At 63.4% G+C, this 15,334-nt stretch carries 13 protein-coding genes; 9 read left to right on the top strand and 4 right to left on the bottom strand.

Annotation, left to right across the window (positions count from 1 at the left end; all coding sequences use genetic code 11):
* Positions 1-36: 36 nt before the first annotated feature.
* The gene (locus tag AC1DXU_RS15855) at positions 37-1,257 is read right to left on the bottom strand and encodes an acyltransferase family protein (RefSeq protein WP_477369949.1); all 1,221 of its coding nucleotides are present in this window, start codon (positions 1,255-1,257) and stop codon (positions 37-39) included.
* 258 nt (positions 1,258-1,515) lie between these two features.
* Between AC1DXU_RS15855 and speB the strand changes: the two genes are divergently transcribed.
* Genes speB through AC1DXU_RS15870 form a run of 3 tightly spaced genes read left to right on the top strand, consistent with a single transcriptional unit; the run spans position 1,516 to position 4,313 of the window.
* Positions 1,516-2,517 (top strand): agmatinase, encoded by a 1,002-nt coding sequence (speB, locus tag AC1DXU_RS15860; RefSeq protein WP_477369951.1) that lies wholly within the window; start codon positions 1,516-1,518, stop codon positions 2,515-2,517.
* A gap of 30 nt (positions 2,518-2,547) precedes the next feature.
* Positions 2,548-3,474: an N-acetyl-gamma-glutamyl-phosphate reductase gene (gene argC / locus AC1DXU_RS15865; RefSeq protein WP_477369953.1), complete on the top strand. Its 927-nt coding sequence runs from the start codon at positions 2,548-2,550 to the stop codon at positions 3,472-3,474.
* Positions 3,471-4,313, top strand: a complete 843-nt coding sequence (locus AC1DXU_RS15870) for an aminoglycoside phosphotransferase family protein (RefSeq protein WP_477369956.1) — start codon at positions 3,471-3,473, stop codon at positions 4,311-4,313. Before argC ends, AC1DXU_RS15870 begins: the two co-directional genes overlap by 4 nt.
* A gap of 36 nt (positions 4,314-4,349) precedes the next feature.
* On the opposite strand, the gene AC1DXU_RS15875 is transcribed toward AC1DXU_RS15870, so the two are convergent.
* Entirely contained in the window at positions 4,350-5,441 is a 1,092-nt protein-coding gene (locus AC1DXU_RS15875; RefSeq protein ID WP_477369959.1) for a COX15/CtaA family protein, read from the bottom strand.
* A gap of 152 nt (positions 5,442-5,593) precedes the next feature.
* Between AC1DXU_RS15875 and AC1DXU_RS15880 the strand changes: the two genes are divergently transcribed.
* Positions 5,594-5,809, top strand: a complete 216-nt coding sequence (locus AC1DXU_RS15880) for a DUF2842 domain-containing protein (protein ID WP_477317325.1) — start codon at positions 5,594-5,596, stop codon at positions 5,807-5,809.
* A gap of 6 nt (positions 5,810-5,815) precedes the next feature.
* On the opposite strand, the gene AC1DXU_RS15885 is transcribed toward AC1DXU_RS15880, so the two are convergent.
* Positions 5,816-6,874: a polysaccharide deacetylase family protein gene (locus tag AC1DXU_RS15885; protein ID WP_477369962.1), complete on the bottom strand. Its 1,059-nt coding sequence runs from the start codon at positions 6,872-6,874 to the stop codon at positions 5,816-5,818.
* 91 nt (positions 6,875-6,965) lie between these two features.
* On the opposite strand from AC1DXU_RS15885, the gene AC1DXU_RS15890 reads away from it, so the two are divergent.
* Positions 6,966-8,195 carry a GNAT family N-acetyltransferase gene (locus AC1DXU_RS15890; protein ID WP_477369965.1) on the top strand — a complete coding sequence of 410 codons (1,230 nt, stop codon included), beginning with the start codon at positions 6,966-6,968 and terminating at the stop codon, positions 8,193-8,195.
* Here AC1DXU_RS15890 and AC1DXU_RS15895 read toward each other — a convergent pair.
* Positions 8,192-10,399 (bottom strand): GumC family protein, encoded by a 2,208-nt coding sequence (locus tag AC1DXU_RS15895; RefSeq protein WP_477369968.1) that lies wholly within the window; start codon positions 10,397-10,399, stop codon positions 8,192-8,194. The genes AC1DXU_RS15890 and AC1DXU_RS15895 overlap by 4 nt on opposite strands.
* 265 nt (positions 10,400-10,664) lie before the next feature.
* On the opposite strand from AC1DXU_RS15895, the gene AC1DXU_RS15900 reads away from it, so the two are divergent.
* From AC1DXU_RS15900 to AC1DXU_RS15915, 4 genes are all read left to right on the top strand, one after another.
* A complete protein-coding gene (locus AC1DXU_RS15900) occupies positions 10,665-11,228 on the top strand; it encodes a polysaccharide biosynthesis/export family protein (RefSeq protein ID WP_477369971.1) in 564 nt (187 codons plus the stop codon).
* 5 nt (positions 11,229-11,233) lie between these two features.
* Positions 11,234-12,364, top strand: a complete 1,131-nt coding sequence (locus AC1DXU_RS15905; RefSeq protein ID WP_477369974.1) for a glycosyltransferase family 4 protein — start codon at positions 11,234-11,236, stop codon at positions 12,362-12,364.
* A 111-nt stretch (positions 12,365-12,475) separates the two neighbouring features.
* A complete protein-coding gene (locus tag AC1DXU_RS15910; RefSeq protein WP_477369977.1) occupies positions 12,476-14,011 on the top strand; it encodes an undecaprenyl-phosphate glucose phosphotransferase in 1,536 nt (511 codons plus the stop codon).
* The gene (locus tag AC1DXU_RS15915) at positions 14,008-15,312 is read left to right on the top strand and encodes an O-antigen ligase family protein (RefSeq protein WP_477369980.1); all 1,305 of its coding nucleotides are present in this window, start codon (positions 14,008-14,010) and stop codon (positions 15,310-15,312) included. Before AC1DXU_RS15910 ends, AC1DXU_RS15915 begins: the two co-directional genes overlap by 4 nt.
* The last annotated feature ends 22 nt before the right edge of the window (positions 15,313-15,334 follow it).

Genomic DNA, 15,334 nt, shown 5'->3' on the forward strand with positions numbered 1-15,334 from the left:
GGGTGAACGAAGCCGGCTTCGAAAAGCGGGGGAAGGTCAGGTCAATGCTGGCTGGAGGGGCCGTTTGTCGACCTGATGGCCGACCGGCCCAAACAGACGATCGGCGAGATGACGGAAGAGGCGCTGGCCGGGCTGCTCGATCAGCCGATAGGTGATGTAGCTGGCCGCGATGGTAACCGCCACCATGGCGACAACCAGCAGATCGCCGGCAAACAGGCTGCCGAGATCGATGCCGTCGCCATAACGGTCGGTGTGGCCGACCTGGCGGATGAAGGACATTCCGGCAACGATATCCACCAGCCGGGCCACGTTCAGCAGCCGCAACTGGATGAACAGGTGGATCATGTAGATCGAATAAGACAGCGTGCCGACCAAAAGGAAGGGGCGCAGGCGCAGCAGGCGACTGACCATCCCCCTCTCCCGGGCGAAAACCCAAACGAGCAGGGCGAAAACAAAGGGCAAGCCGTAGCTCAGCGGGGTCGCATGCGTCTTCCAGGCGACCACAACCGCCAATACCGTCACCGCCAGCTCGATCGCGGTCCAGCGCAAGGAGCCGGTCCGGCTGCCTGAAGACGCGGCATGCTGCAACAGCATCTGGCGGAAGGAGAGCACGTACAAAAGCGCGCCGATGGAAAAGCCGTAGATGGCGCGCAGGAAGCCGGTTCCCGATGCCGAGGCCATGCCTTGCGCCGAGGCCTGCCAAAGCAAGAGTGGTGCAGCGATCATGGCGAGGACAAGCCACAAAACGACTCGCTTGCGCTGTGTCAGGACCGCGACCGCAAACAGGACATAGGCCAGATATTCGGCCGAAATGCTCCATGACGGCGTGTTCCAGCTCAGCGAATCCGCGGGCCAGAAAGCCTGAAGCAGCAGCGCGTTGCTGGCGAGATAGGAGAGGTCGTTGGTGCCGGAGAACGAGGGATCGGACGCGTTGACCAGTCCCGGCAGGAAGCTTTTACCGATCTCGAACAGCAGGAAGAGCGCGAGCATGAACATGTGCAGCGGATAAAGCCTGCCCAGCCGCAAGAGAAAAAACCGGCCCATGTCCCGAGGGGTGGAAAGCCTGTCGAGATAGGCATGGGCGATGACGAAGCCAGACAGCACGAAGAACAGGTCGACGAAGGCCTCGCCCGAGCGGACGATGCCGATCAGGCGAATGTTGCTGACGATCTGGGCGTGGAACAGCACAACCATGATTGCGGCGAGGCCGCGCCAGCTGTCCAGCGCTTCGAACCGGATTGGTGCAGCTCGCGCCACATCCGGTGATCGGGCGGAAGTCCGCAACGCTGGCGCGCCCATAGCTGTTCCGTTCCCCGCCGATTCCGTCCCACGACGGGACGGATGCTTGCTTTCGGCTGTCTTCACGCTTGTTACCGCAATTTGCGTGCCAGCACTGCAGTTCGCCTGGCACGCAAGAATTTGTGACCGGCTCGGGCGGCCATGGGCTGTAGAAGGGGTCGCATTTCTGAAAATTATGTCCAATAAGATCCGCGTCGACGCATAGGAGATCGCTTCATGGCCAACCAGAACATCGACCACGCCTTCACCGCCCGTTCCAAAACGGGCGCTGCCTTCGAGCCGACCTATGCCGGCGCGCTGTCGTTCATGCGGCGCAAATACACGAAGGACGTGAAGGGCGCGGACGCCGTGGTGTGGGGCATTCCCTTCGACGCCGCCGTCACCAACCGACCGGGCGCGCGTTTCGGGCCGCAGGCGATCCGCCGCGCATCCGCCATCCTCGACAACGACCCGCAATATCCGTTTTCGCGCGATCTGTTCGAACAGCTTGCGGTGGTCGACTACGGCGACTGCCTGCTCGACTCAGGCAATCACCAGAAGACGCCAGGGACCATCGAGCGCGAGGCGGCAAAAATCCTGAAATCCGGCGCTTTCTTGCTGACGCTCGGCGGCGACCATTTCGTCACCTGGCCGCTGCTCAAGGCGCATGCCGCCATCCACGGGCCGCTGGCGCTGGTGCAGTTCGACGCCCACCAGGACACCTGGCCGGACGACGGCAAGCGCATCGACCATGGTTCGTTCGTCGGCCGCGCCGTCAACGAAGGCATTATCGACCCCGACCGTTCGATCCAGATCGGCATCCGCACGCACGCGCCCGATACGTTCGGCATCAAGATCCTCTATGGCCATGAAATCGAGGAGATGCGGGCGTCCGACATCGCCTATGCCATTGTCGATCGCACCGGCGGCAAGAAGACCTATCTCACCTTCGACATCGACTGCCTTGACCCGGCCTTCGCGCCGGGCACCGGCACGCCGGTCGCCGGCGGACCGTCGTCGGCGAAGATCCTGTCGACATTGCGCCAGCTCGGTCAGGTCGACATTGTCGGTGCCGACGTCGTCGAGGTTGCACCGGCCTATGACCATGCCGATATAACGGCGATCGCCGGTTCGATGGTGGCCATGCAGTATCTCGGCCTGCTGGCCGAGCGAAAGGCCCGGCTCGGAGAGATGGGCAACGGCAATCATGCTGCAGTAAATCAGGCAAGCGGCATATAGTTTTGAAGTAGCAGGGAATTTGGACAGGCAATGAAACCGAAAATCTTCATCGACGGCGAGCACGGCACCACCGGTCTGCAGATCAGGGCGCTGCTTGCCGAGCGCGGCGACCTCGAGATCATCTCGATCCCGACCGAGCGCCGCAAGGAAACCGCGGCGCGCGCCGAGTTTCTCAATGCCGCCGATGTCGCAATCCTGTGCCTTCCGGACGCAGCCTCCAAAGAGAGTGTTTCGCTGATCACCAACGACACCACCAAGGTGATCGACGCCTCGACGGCGTATCGCGTCGCCGAAGGCTGGGCATACGGCTTTGCCGAAATGGACAAGGACCAGGCGAAGAAGATCGCCACCGCGAAGCGTGTCGCCAATCCCGGCTGTTGGCCGCAAGGGCCGATCGCAACGCTGCGCCCGCTGGTGGCGGCCGGACTCTTGCCGCCGGATTTCCCAATCACCGTCAACGGCATTTCGGGCTATTCGGGCGGCGGCCGGCCGATGATCGAAGAGTATGTCGCCAAGGGCGAGGACGCCTCGGAGTTCCTGCCCTACGGGCTGACCCTGCAGCACAAGCATGTGCCGGAGCTGAGGACCTATGCGAAACTCTCGCATGATCCGATCATGCAGCCCGCGGTCGGCAATTTCGCGCAAGGCATGATCACGGTGGTGCCGCTGCAACTCGGCGGCCTCGATCATGTGCCGACCGGCGCCGAGCTGCATGCAGCGATCGCCGACCATTTCGCGGCTATCAAAGGCGGCGTCGTCGAGGTCGCGCCCTACGCGCATATGGAGCGCCTAGCCGAGATCAATCCCGAGATCTACAACGGCACCAACCGCATGAAGGTCCATGTCTTCGCCAATGACGAGAGGGCGCAGGCGCTGCTGATTGCCGTCTACGACAATCTCGGCAAGGGCGCCTCGGGTGCGGCCGTGCAGAATATGGACCTGATGCTCGGCCTTTGATAAACGCGCCGGCATTTCCAAAACGCTGGCAGGTCAGCGCGCCCGAACTCATTACCGAAACCTTTTCCAGCCGCATCTGGAAAGTGCTGCGCGAAGACGGCTCGCCGGCGATCGTCAAGGCGCTAAAGCCCTTCGACGATGTCGAGGACGAGTTGCGCAGCGAGCATTTTCTCGCCTGGCGGCGCGGTGTAGGCGCGGTCCGATTGCTCGGCCGCGATGGCCACCGCATGCTGCTGGAATATGCCGGCGACACGCTGCTCGCCCAGGTGCTCGACAAAGAAGGCGACAACGCCGCCACAGCAATCGCGGCCGAGGTGATGGCGCGGCTGTTCTCACCATCAAAACACCCTGCCCCGCCGGACCTGCAACCGCTGCGGACGCGGTTTGCCAGCCTGTTTAGAAAGGCCAAGACTGATCGCGACGCCGGGGCGCCGACCCTCTATGTCGAGGCCGCTGGAATAGCAGACCGGCTGCTCGATGCTCCGCATTCGCTCAAGCCGCTGCATGGCGACCTGCATCACGACAACATCCTGCATGGTGCGCGCGGTTGGTTGGCGATAGACCCCAAAGGCGTCCTCGGCGACCCAGGCTTCGACGCGGCGAACATGCTCTACAACCCGCTCGAGCGCGACGATCTCTGCCTGGACCCGAAGCGGATTGCGCATATGGCGGACGTCTTTGCCGTGACGCTCGGCCAGACGCCGGCTGCCATACTCGACCATGCCATCGGCTATGGCTGCCTGTCGGCCGCCTGGCATCATGAGGACGGCAACGCGACCGACGAGAACCGCGAGCTCTCGGTTGCCGAAGCGATCCGAAAGGTGCGGCGCAGCTTCTAAAGCGGCCGGCGCGCCAGCCAGCCCGAATGGCCGGCGTCAGCCTCTGACGGCAATCTGGCTGGGCAAGGGATAGGCGCCCTTGGTGCCGCGCCAGTGTGCGGCGGCAAAGCCGAGCACGACCAGCGCAAAGCCCTGATGCGTCAGCGCCATGTGCAGAGGCACATGCATCAGCAACGTGCCGATGCCGATCGAGGCTTGCACCAGCACCAGCAGGAACAGCACGGTGGCGCGACGGGCATGGGTCGACCCAGGCAAACGCCAGCGCGTCGCGATCATGTGCCAGAGCGCCACGGCGAAAAGCGTGTAGGCGCCGAGCCGGTGGACGAACTGCACGGTCTTCGGATTCTCGAAAAAGTTGCGCCATGCCGGTTCGAGCAGCAGCAGATCTGCGGGGATGACCTTGCCGTCCATCAACGGCCAGGTGTTGTAGCTCAGGCCGGCATCGAGGCCGGCGACGAGACCGCCGAGATAGATCTGGATCAGCGCCAGCAGAACCAGGAAGCCGGCCAGGCGCTGCGTCGACCGGTCGGCGGCGGGCTCGGAATGCGGGGCGAGACCTCGCGCGACCACCATGGTTGCGGTGAAGATCAATGCCGCAAGCGTCAAATGCGTCGCCAGCCGGTACTGGCTGACGGAGACACGGTCGACCAGCCCGGACGCCACCATCCACCAGCCGATGGCGCCCTGCAGGCCGCCGAGCGAGAGAATGCCTAGCAATTTCGGGCCAAGGCCGCGCTCGATACGGCGCGTCGCCCAGAAGAACAGCAGCGGCAAGGCAAAGACCAGGCCGACGCTGCGCGCCAGGATGCGGTGTGCCCATTCCCACCAGAAGATCGTCTTGAACGCCTCGATGCTCATGCCCTTGTTGAGCTCGGCATATTGCGGGATCTGCTGATAGCGCTGGAATTCCTCCTGCCACTCGGCGTCGTTGAGCGGTGGGATGACGCCGTGGATCGGCTGCCACTCCGTGATCGAGAGGCCGGATTCGGTGAGCCTGGTGGCGCCGCCCACCAGCACCAGCGCGACCAGCACCAAAAGCACGACATAGAGCCAGCCGCGCACCTGCGCCCGGTTGTGCAAGTCGCGGTCACGGGCCACGTAAGGCGCGGCATCTGGTATGGCAGCCATGGGCTTGTTCCAACGGTTTGAAGTCGCGGATTGGTGAACCATCGCAACCCGGCTGACAAGACCGGACGGCGCGGCACGCCGTCGCGCCGCCTGTCTCGGGTTGCGTGTCACCGTCCCAGGGCTTATTCGAAGCGCTTGCAAGAGGCCGGACAATGCCCATTCGCCTGAAAAAGCTGATCGGAACGTTTCTGCTGGTGGCGCTGGTCATCATCTACGCGTTGGTCGCGTCGATCGTGGCGGTGGCGCAGCTGTCGCAGTCGGGACCGCTGGCGCATTTCCTGTTCTTCCTGCTGAGCGGCCTGCTCTGGATACTGCCGGCAATGGGCATCATCAAATGGCTGATCCTGGAGCCGCGGCCGAAAGGCTGAAGCGGCTTAGACGGTCACCACCATTTTGCCGGCGTTGGCCAGCGGCGTCGTTACACCCGACAGCATGGTGCGGATATGGGCGACGCGCTGATAGCGGCCATTGACCGAAATACGCGGCAACGCCTGCAGGAAGCCTGAATGCTCGGCGCGCAGCACGCCGTGCCGGGTCGTCACCGCCGAGGCATAGCCGGCATCGCGGGCAAAACCCACTTCGCGGCAGCCGACGGCGCTGGCATAGCCATAGGGATAGGCGAGATGGCGCGGCTCCTCGCCCAGTTCCGCCTGCAAAATACGCCTGACGTCGCCGATCTCATGGCGGGCATCGGCTTCGGAAAGCCGCTTCAGATTGCGGTGGTTGACCGTATGCGCGCCGATCGTCACCAGCGGATGCGCCGCCATGGTGCGGATATCATCCCAGTTCATCAGCGTGCTTGAGCGCAGCCCGTCGAGTTCTATGCCGTTGGCGCCCGCAAGATCGCGCAACACCGCGCGCTGGTCCTCCTCGCGGATCTCCAGCGTCAGATAGTTGTGCAGGCTAGCATTGGCCTGGAGCTTCTTGCCCGCGGTCGAGCAGTCGATGATCACCGGGCCGGCCGGCGTCGGCAGCGTCAAGCRATCGCGCGCGTTGACGATGTCCTCGACCACGTCCCACCACAGGTCGGCGGCGCCGTTGATCAGCCCCGGAGCGACATAGATGGTGATCGGCGCGCCATGCTTTTCCAGCACCGGCAGCGCCTCGGTCATGTTGTCGCGATAGGCGTCGTCGGCGGTGATGGTGGCAAACTGGCCGCCTTTGCCGCCAGCCTTGATGCGCTCGATCGCCTCGTCAAGCGTGACGAACGCGTAGCCTCTCGCCTTCATGTCGGCGATCACGGCGTCGAGGAAGTCGGGCGCGATGTTGAGATGCCGGTTGACGCCGTTCGGCTTCTCCGGAGTCGCGGTCACCCGGTGCAGCATGAGGATGGCGCCGATGCCGCCGACGAATGGCTTGGCCAGCGGTGCAAGGCCGGTATAGCGGGCGACATTGAGCGCCAGTTTCCGGATTGCCTCGCCTCCGTCGATCATTCATTCACCTTTTACGCCTAGGCTCATCCAAGCACGGAACGCGCCTATGCGAACCCCCAAATCGCGATGAATACGCCCTAAGGATTGAGGTATGGTTGACGCCACCGCGTCATTTGACGGCAATCGGCTTGCGGCAGCAGAGGCCTCGCCGCGCGCGGTGCCGGTCGACCAGGCCGGCCTGTCGGTCTCGGTCGCCGACGGCGCAGCCCTTGCGGCCTATAGCGAATTCAACCGTTCGGCCTTGTTCGCCCCGGCGCAGAGCGCGTCGTGGATCCGGAATTGGACAGCACAGACCGGCCCGGACGCTGTCGTGGCAATACTGAGCATCGAAGGCAGGCCGGTTTTTGCGCTGGCGCTGGAGGTTACCCGCGCAGGCCCGTTTCGTGTCGCCCGCTTCATGGCCGGCCGCCACGCCAATGGCAATTTCGCCGCCGCCGATCCGCGCTGGCTGGCCAAGCCGGACGGTTCGGCTATCCGCTCGATGCTGGCGGCAATCGGCAAGAGCCGGCCCGATATCGACCTGATCGCGCTGGAACGGCTGTTGCCGAACCTCGACGGCGTTACCAATCCGCTTGCCAGCTTCCCGCATTTTCCGAGCCCGAATCTGTCGCTCGCCGTCGACCTTGCAGGCGGTTTCGATGCCTTGCTGTCGCGCGCGAGCGGCAAGCGCAAGCGCAAGAAGCACCGTTCGCAGACGCGCAAGTTCGAAGCCGTCGGCGGCTACCGCCGCGTCGAGGCCGGCACGGCGAACGAGGTGAACCGGCTGCTCGACGCCTTCTTCGAGATGAAGGAATTCCGCTTCCGCAAGATGGGTATCGCCAATGTCTTTGGCGATCCGCCAGTGCGTTCTTTCTTCCGGGCGCTGTTCGTGGAAGCGCTTCAAGAGAAGGACCCAGCCTTCGTCCTGCATGGGCTCGAAGTCGCAGACAAGCTGCGCGCGGTCACCGGATCGAGCCGTTCGGGCAAACGGCTGATCTGCGAATTCGGGGCGATCGCCGAGGACGATCTCGGTCACACCAGCCCCGGCGACTTCCTGTTCTTCGACAACATCCAGGAGGCCTGCGAGACAGGCTTCGGCGCCTATGATTTCTCGGTCGGCGACGAACCCTACAAGCGGCTGTGGTGCGATATCGAGACCCAGCATTTCGAGGTGCTGGTCCCCCTGACCTTGAAAGGCCGTGCGCTGGCGCTGGTCCTGCAGCAGGGCGCGCGGTTGAAAACCTTCATCAAGAACAGCCCGACGATCTGGAGGCTGACCAAGATGCTGCGCCGCAAGGCGGCCGGACAGGCTGCGCCTGTTGCCAGCGAAGACGACAACTAGCCGATTGCCATCTGCCTCAGCATGTCGGCCTCAGGCCGACGACCGCCGCCGCCCGGCACCCGGGTCCCCGGCGTCTCGTGGCCAATCGGCGTCACCAGCGTGAGTTCGGGATAACCGTTCTCGATCAGCTTGACCGCGGCCTGCGCCACCTCGTCAGCGGGCTCCAGCATGGAGAGGAAGACCTCGGTGCCCTCGCCCACCAGGCGGCTAATGCCTTGTGCGTCGGTGGGGCCGCATTCGACGATGACCAGATCGTAGGCGGTGGTCAGCGACTGCATGATGATCGGCAGCCGGTCGGCGGCGCGCATGGCGCGAACCGGGTCGGCGGTGCCGATGGGAATGACGTGGCAGTCCGAATAGAGATCGGGATGGATGACGTCGCTGAACTGCGCCTCGGAGGCGAGCAGATTGGTGATGCCCGGGAAGAGCCCGCTGTCGAGCATCGGCCGCGAGGCAGCACCCGATGCGGTGAGATCGAGCAGCAGCACGCGCAGCCCGGCATCGGAGACTTCGCGCGCCACCAGCACCGCCGAGGCAGCCGCTTCGTCGCCCTCGGGCGACACGAATATGGCGCGGGCCGCGCCGCTGGCGATCAGCTTTTCGGCTGCCTTCTCGACGTCGACCTCGCCGAGGCTCGAGCGCACAGGTTCGGCCTTCCCGGCGGTCGTTTCCGCCGCGACAGCCGCTGCCGGCTCCGCAGCGGTTTCAGCCAAAACCGGTTGCTCGTCCTGTTCCGCCATCTCGACAATCGCCGGCTCCCGGCGGGCAGCCGGCATCGCAACCTGCTCGATGTTCTCAAAAGGGGCGCCTGGGGCCGGGCGCATGGCGCGACCCGAGAACAATTCCTGGAGCAGCGTCACGATCGCCATCAGCAGCAGCGAACCGACAAAGGCCGCGCCGACGATCGGGACGACCTTCGGAAAGTAGGGTTCGGACGGGATTTGCGCTGGGGAAAACACACTGGCATCGACGGGCAGATAGTTCTTGCGCGAGGACACTTCGCGGAAGCTGGCCATATAGGATTCGAGCTGCTGGCGCCGGGCGTTCGCTTCGCGCTGCAGGGCATCCAGCTGGACCTGTTCCTCGCCGGCGCGGATCGATGCGGCCTTCAGCACATTGACGTCCGATATCAGCTGGCTTTCGCTGGCTTGGGCTGTCTGCGCCCGGGCCAGCAATCCGCGCATCACTTTTTGCGTCTCGTTGCGGATCTGGCCGTCGAGATCGGCAAGTTGCGACTTCAGCGCCCGGATGCGCGGATGGTTGTCGAGCAGAGTGGTGGACAGATCGGCAATGTTGGTCCTCAGCTCGATCTGGCGCTCACGCAGCCGCTGGATCAACTCGGAAGACAGCACCTCTGGCACGGCGTCCAGCGAACTGCCGTTCTGCAAGGCCTGGCGTACCCTTTCTGCAGTCGCCTCGGCCGAGGCGCGGTTGGCGCGCACGCGCATCAATTCACTCGACAGTTCGGACAATTGCTGTGTCGCCAGCACCGAATTGTTGCCCCCCATCAAGAGGTCCGACTGGCCCCGGAAGGCCGCGACCTTGGCCTCGGCATCCCTCACCTGTCTCTGCAGCTCATCGATTTGCGGCCCCAGGAAAGCGGTGGCGGCGGAATTCGAAGCGGTCTTCACCTTCGCCTGGTAGGCGATGTAGGCGGCTGCGATGGCGTTCGGAATGTCGGCGGCAAGCTTGCGATCTTCGGAGGAAAATTCAACGGCGATGGCACGCGTCTTTTCCACGCCATAAACATTGAGCTTGTCGCGCATCTTCTTCAGCACGCGCTCTTTGAGCGGAATTTCTGCCGGATCACTCTTCAGCCCGGCAATGACCAGAAGCTGGCTCACAGGCGACATGTCGAGCGCATCGTTGAACTCGGGCCGATCGCCCAGATTCAGATCCTCAGCCACCTTATTGAGAATGTCGGACGAGGAAATGACCTGAACCTCGGTTGCCACGCCTTCCGGGTCGAGCACAGGTTTGTCGTCTTCATTGGTGCCGGCAGGCCGCGTATAGGTCGATTCGCTCGGCTGGATCTTAAGCTGCGTCGTCGCCTTGTAATGCGGCGTGGCAAGCCATGCAAAGGCGAACGCCAGCCCTGTCACCACCAGCGCAACGACAAAGATGCGCAGCCAGTTCCTCGCAAGACTTGCGAAGAGCTGCCTGAGATCGACATCGACATCTGCGGCCGCGGACTGAACGGACATGCATTCCTGCTCCGGTACTGAGTCTAGATTGCACCGTAAACAACTATGGTAACTCAGCCGTTAAGAACGCTGTAAGCAGCTATTGGGGTTTGGCTCGTAGGCGGCAAACAAAGACTGGAAAACGAGGCGGTTTCTATCGATTGCCGCCCCGTCGGCCGCACCCCTTTACCGGCCATTAACCCTAACGGGATGATAACGAACCCGGATCCCTTAAGGTTTGCCGCGATGTCCTGGCGGCCAGAGTGATGAAGGTTCGTGTCCGGTCATGAAAAGCACTGCTTCCCTCTTTCGCGCTCTGCTTGCCGTGTCGATGCTTGCCGGCTGCTCCAGCTACAGGCCGACGCCGGCGGCGTTCCACGAAGTGCTCGAACAGCCTTATCGCCTCGGCGCCGGCGACCGTATCCGCGTCACCGTGTTCGAGCAGGAGGGCTTGACCAACACCTATAGCGTCGACCAGTCCGGCTACCTCTCCTTCCCGCTGGTCGGCGCCGTGCCTGCACGTGGCCACACGGCCGTGCAACTGGAGAAAGAGATCGCCGACAAATTGCGCCAGGGCTATCTGCGCGACCCCGATGTGTCGGTCGAGATCGACCGCTACCGGCCGATCTTCGTCATGGGCGAAGTGAGTGCCGCGGGTCAGTATTCCTACGTGCCGGGCCTGACCGTGCAGAAGGCAATCGCCATTGCCGGCGGCTTCTCGCCGCGCGCCAATCAGGAGAGCGTCGACATCACCCGCGACATCAACGGCAAGGTGATGACCGGGCGCGTGGTCACCTCCGACCCGCTGCTGCCCGGCGACACCGTCTACGTCCGCGAACGCCTGTTCTAGACCACGTGGCGGACACGCTCAGGATCGTCCACTGTTTTCGCTCACCCGTCGGAGGGATTTTCCGGCATGTGCGCGATCTGACCGAGGCGCAGGTCGCCGCCGGTCATTCCGTCGGTATCGTCTGCGATTCGACGACGGGCGGCGATTTCGAGGAACACCTGTTCGACCAAATGAAAGGCAGCCTGGCGCTCGGCATCCATCGCACGCCGATGCAGCGCCATGTCGGGCCGGGCGACCTCGCCTCGGCCTGGCGCACTTACAGGATCATCAAGGAATTGCGGCCGGACGTGCTTCACGGGCACGGCGCCAAGGGTGGCGCCTATGCCCGTTTGTTCGGCTCATTGTTGCGGGTATCAAGGTCTCGCGTAGCCCGCCTTTATTCGCCGCATGGTGGCTCTCTCCACTATGACGAAACCACGGCCACGGGAAAGCTGTTCTTCGCCCTCGAACGCTTCATGGGCCGCTTCACCGACTGCCTGCTGTTTGTCTCCGACTATGAGAGGCGGACCTATCGCCGGAAAGTCGGCGAGCCGCCGATCCCCAACAGGCTGGTCTATAACGGCCTGCGCGCCGCCGAGTTCGAGCCGGTCGGCACGACACCGGACGCCGCCGACCTGCTTTACATCGGCATGATGCGCGACCTCAAAGGACCCGACATTTTCATCGATGCGCTGGTGCTGGCCGCAACCCGGCTTGGCCGTCGCTTGAACGCCGTGATGGTCGGCGATGGCGACGACCTGCCGCGCTATCATGCACAGGTGAAACGGCTCGGGCTCGACGGCGATGTGCGCTTCCTGCCGCCGATGCCGGCAAGGGATGCCTTTGCGCTGGCCGATTTGGTCGTCGTGCCATCCCGCGCGGAAGCCATGCCCTATATCGTGCTGGAGACGCTGGCCGCCGGCATGCCGATGATCGCCACCGCCGTCGGCGGCATACCGGAAATCTTCGGCGCCGACTCACCTGCCCTGATCCGGCCCGATCCGCGCGAGCTTGGCGACAGAGTGAGCGAGGCGCTGGCCGACCTCGACGCCTACATCAGCCTGATGCCCGGCACCATCGACCTCAAGGCGCGCTTCGGCGCCGACGTCATGGCGGCCGAAATCGAAAAAGCCTACTTCGCCGCCCTCGGGCGCTAAGCTCTGCTTCGCGGCCCTCGGGCGCCAAACCCTTTCCAAAGCCACCTGTTGCTTCAAGGCTTTCTTAGCTCTCTTTTGCTATGCAGTTGAGTGAATCCCGCGGGAAGTTCCATGAACGAGATCGACCCCACGCGCCGCTTTTCTTCCGACGCGGTGCGCAAATTCGACAGTCCTGCTGAAGGTGATGCGCCCGGCAGCCTTAACGACGTCGCCCGCCAGGTCGCTTCGCAGTACCGGCGCGATACGATGTCGCCGATCATGGTCAGCGGCGTCTTGCGCCTGGTCGAATTCGCGCTGCTGTTCGCGTCCGGACTCTTGCTCTATTTCCACTATGTCGGCTTCTTCAACTATCTCGCCTGGCAATATCCGCTGACTATCGCCGCTGCCTCGTTCCTCGCCGTGGTGCTGCTCGATGTCAGCGACTGCTACCAGATCGTCGCCTTGATGCGGCCGGTCGCCAATTTCGGCCGCATCCTGGTGGTCTGGGCCGGCACCTATGCGCTGATGGCGCTGACGGCGTTCACCTTCAAGATGTCGGAGGACTATTCGCGCCTGCTCTTCGGCGCCTGGTTCGTCGCCGGTTTCGTGCTGATCTTCGGCCTCAGGCTGGTGATGTCGAAGCTGATCCGCAGCTGGGCGCGCAACGGGCGCATGGAGCGCCGCGCCGTCATCGTCGGTGGCGGCAAGGCAGCTGAGCAGCTGATCCGCTCGGTCGAAAAGCAGCCCTACAACGACATCCGCATCTGCGGCATCTTCGACGACCGCGACGACAAGCGCTCACCGCCCATCGTTGCCGGCTATCCCAAGCTCGGCAACATTTCCGAGCTGATCGAGTTCGCCCGCATCGCACGCATCGACATGCTGATCGTGTCGCTGCCGCTGACCGCCGAATCACGCGTGTTGCAGCTGTTGAAGAAGCTGTGGGTGCTGCCGGTCGATATCCGGCTGTCGGCGCATTCGAATGCGCTGCAGTTTCGTCCGCGCGCCTACTCTTATATCGGCTCGGTGCCGATGCTCGACATTTTCGACAGACCTATCAACGACTGGGATTCGGTGGCCAAGCGCGCCTTCGACATCATCTTCTCGATCATCGGCATAATCCTGTTCTCGCCGGTCATGCTAGCCACGGCCATCGCCATCAAGCTCGACAGCAAGGGACCGGTGCTGTTCCGGCAGAAGCGGCATGGCTTCAACAACGAGATCATCGAGGTCTACAAATTCCGCTCGATGTATACCGACCGCTCGGACCCGACCGCCAAGCAGACGGTGACCAAGAACGATCCACGCGTCACCCGCGTCGGCCGCTTCATCCGCAAAAGCTCGATCGACGAACTGCCGCAGTTCTTCAACTCGCTGTTGGGATCGCTGTCACTGGTCGGTCCGCGCCCGCACGCCATTGCCGCCCAGTCGCACAACCTTCTCTACAATGAGGTGGTCGACGGCTACTTCGCCCGCCACAAGGTCAAGCCCGGCGTCACCGGCTGGGCGCAGATCAATGGCTGGCGCGGCGAGATGGACACCAACGAAAAGATCCGCATGCGCACGGAGTACGACCTCTACTACATCGAGAACTGGTCGCTGCTGTTCGATCTGCGCATCCTGCTGTTAACGCCGGTGCGGCTGCTCAACACGGAAAACGCGTATTGAGCGCCATCACGCATGTGTCGCCGGCCAACACGTTGCCGCCTGCGGCGGTCAACGCCAAGCTGATCGCGCTGATTGCGTCGGGCGCGGTTTTCCTCGGCGTGTTTCTGTCCGGTTTCGTCATCGACGAGCCGGCGCCCTACGATCTCTACATGGTCGGGCTGATCGGCGTCTGGGCGCTTTTCGGCCTGCGCATCTCGCGCGCGGCAGTGCCGCTGCTGGTGCTGCTGCTAACGATGAACATCGGCGGCATGATCGCGATGACGCAGATGTCGGATCTCGCCAACACGCCGCTCTATCTCGCGGTGTCGCTGTTCCTCGCCTTTACCGCCGTGTTCTTCGCCTCGGTGACCGCGGTGCAGCCCGGCCTCTACCGGCTGATCTTCATTGCCTATGTCGTCTCCGCGGTAGTGACCTCGCTGCTCGGTATTGCCGGCTATTTCCACGCTTTCCCCGGCGCCGATATCTTCACCAGATATGACCGCGCCCAGGGCGCCTTCCAGGATCCAAACGTGTTCGGGCCGTTCCTGGTGCTACCCGGCATCTATCTGCTCTATCTCATTTTGACCGGATCGATCGCGCGCATGCCGCTCTTGGCGGTGCCGCTGCTGATCATCACCGCCGGTATCTTCTTCTCGTTCTCGCGCGGCGCCTGGGGCATGTTCGCCGTCTCGGCGGTCCTGCTCACCGGCTGCCTGTTCCTGCAAAGCAACAGCGGCAGGTTCCGGCTGCGTGTCGTCGTCATGACCATCGCCGCACTTGCGCTGCTGGTGATCGCGATGATCGTCATCCTCCAGCTGCCGGGCGTCTCGGAGATGTTTTCCAGCCGCGCCCAGCTGGAACAGAGCTATGACACCGCGCGTCTCGGCCGCTTCGCCCGCTACACGATCGGCTTCCAGATGGCGCTGGAACATCCGTTCGGCATCGGCCCGCTGGTCTTCGGCACGATCTTTGGCGAAGACACGCACGACATCTGGCTGAAGACGCTGATGGACTATGGCTGGCTCGGCTTCGTCTCGTTCCTGTCGCTGACCTTGTGGACGATCGCTGCCGGCTTCCGCATCCTGCTGCGCGACAGGCCATGGCAGCCCTATCTCTTGTGCGCCTATGTCGCCTTCATCGGCAATATCGGGCTCGGCACCTTCATCGACATCGACCACTGGCGCCACGTCTATCTGCTGCTCGGCCTGATCTGGGGCGCCATCGCGCTCGAATACCGTCACCAGCGGCTGTTGCGGCCGGCGGCGCTGTCTGCACAATCGGTGGCAATTCCATCCGGCAGAAAAACCGCCGAATTCGGTTGACCCGACACGGCTTATCACGATA

The sequence above is a fragment of the Mesorhizobium sp. P3_A10 genome (assembly GCF_056403175.1).

Excerpts from the sequence above, each read along its gene's own strand:
- AC1DXU_RS15880 (WP_477317325.1), top strand. The coding sequence starts at position 5,594 with ATGCCCATTCGCCTGAAAAAGCTGATCGGAACGTTTCTGCTGGTGGCG.
- AC1DXU_RS15910 (WP_477369977.1), top strand. The coding sequence starts at position 12,476 with ATGAACGAGATCGACCCCACGCGCCGCTTTTCTTCCGACGCGGTGCGC.
- argC (WP_477369953.1), top strand. The coding sequence starts at position 2,548 with ATGAAACCGAAAATCTTCATCGACGGCGAGCACGGCACCACCGGTCTG.
- AC1DXU_RS15900 (WP_477369971.1), top strand. The coding sequence starts at position 10,665 with ATGAAAAGCACTGCTTCCCTCTTTCGCGCTCTGCTTGCCGTGTCGATG.
- AC1DXU_RS15875 (WP_477369959.1), bottom strand. The coding sequence starts at position 5,441 with ATGGCTGCCATACCAGATGCCGCGCCTTACGTGGCCCGTGACCGCGAC.
- AC1DXU_RS15895 (WP_477369968.1), bottom strand. The coding sequence starts at position 10,399 with ATGTCCGTTCAGTCCGCGGCCGCAGATGTCGATGTCGATCTCAGGCAG.
- AC1DXU_RS15890 (WP_477369965.1), top strand. The coding sequence starts at position 6,966 with ATGGTTGACGCCACCGCGTCATTTGACGGCAATCGGCTTGCGGCAGCA.
- speB (WP_477369951.1), top strand. The coding sequence starts at position 1,516 with ATGGCCAACCAGAACATCGACCACGCCTTCACCGCCCGTTCCAAAACG.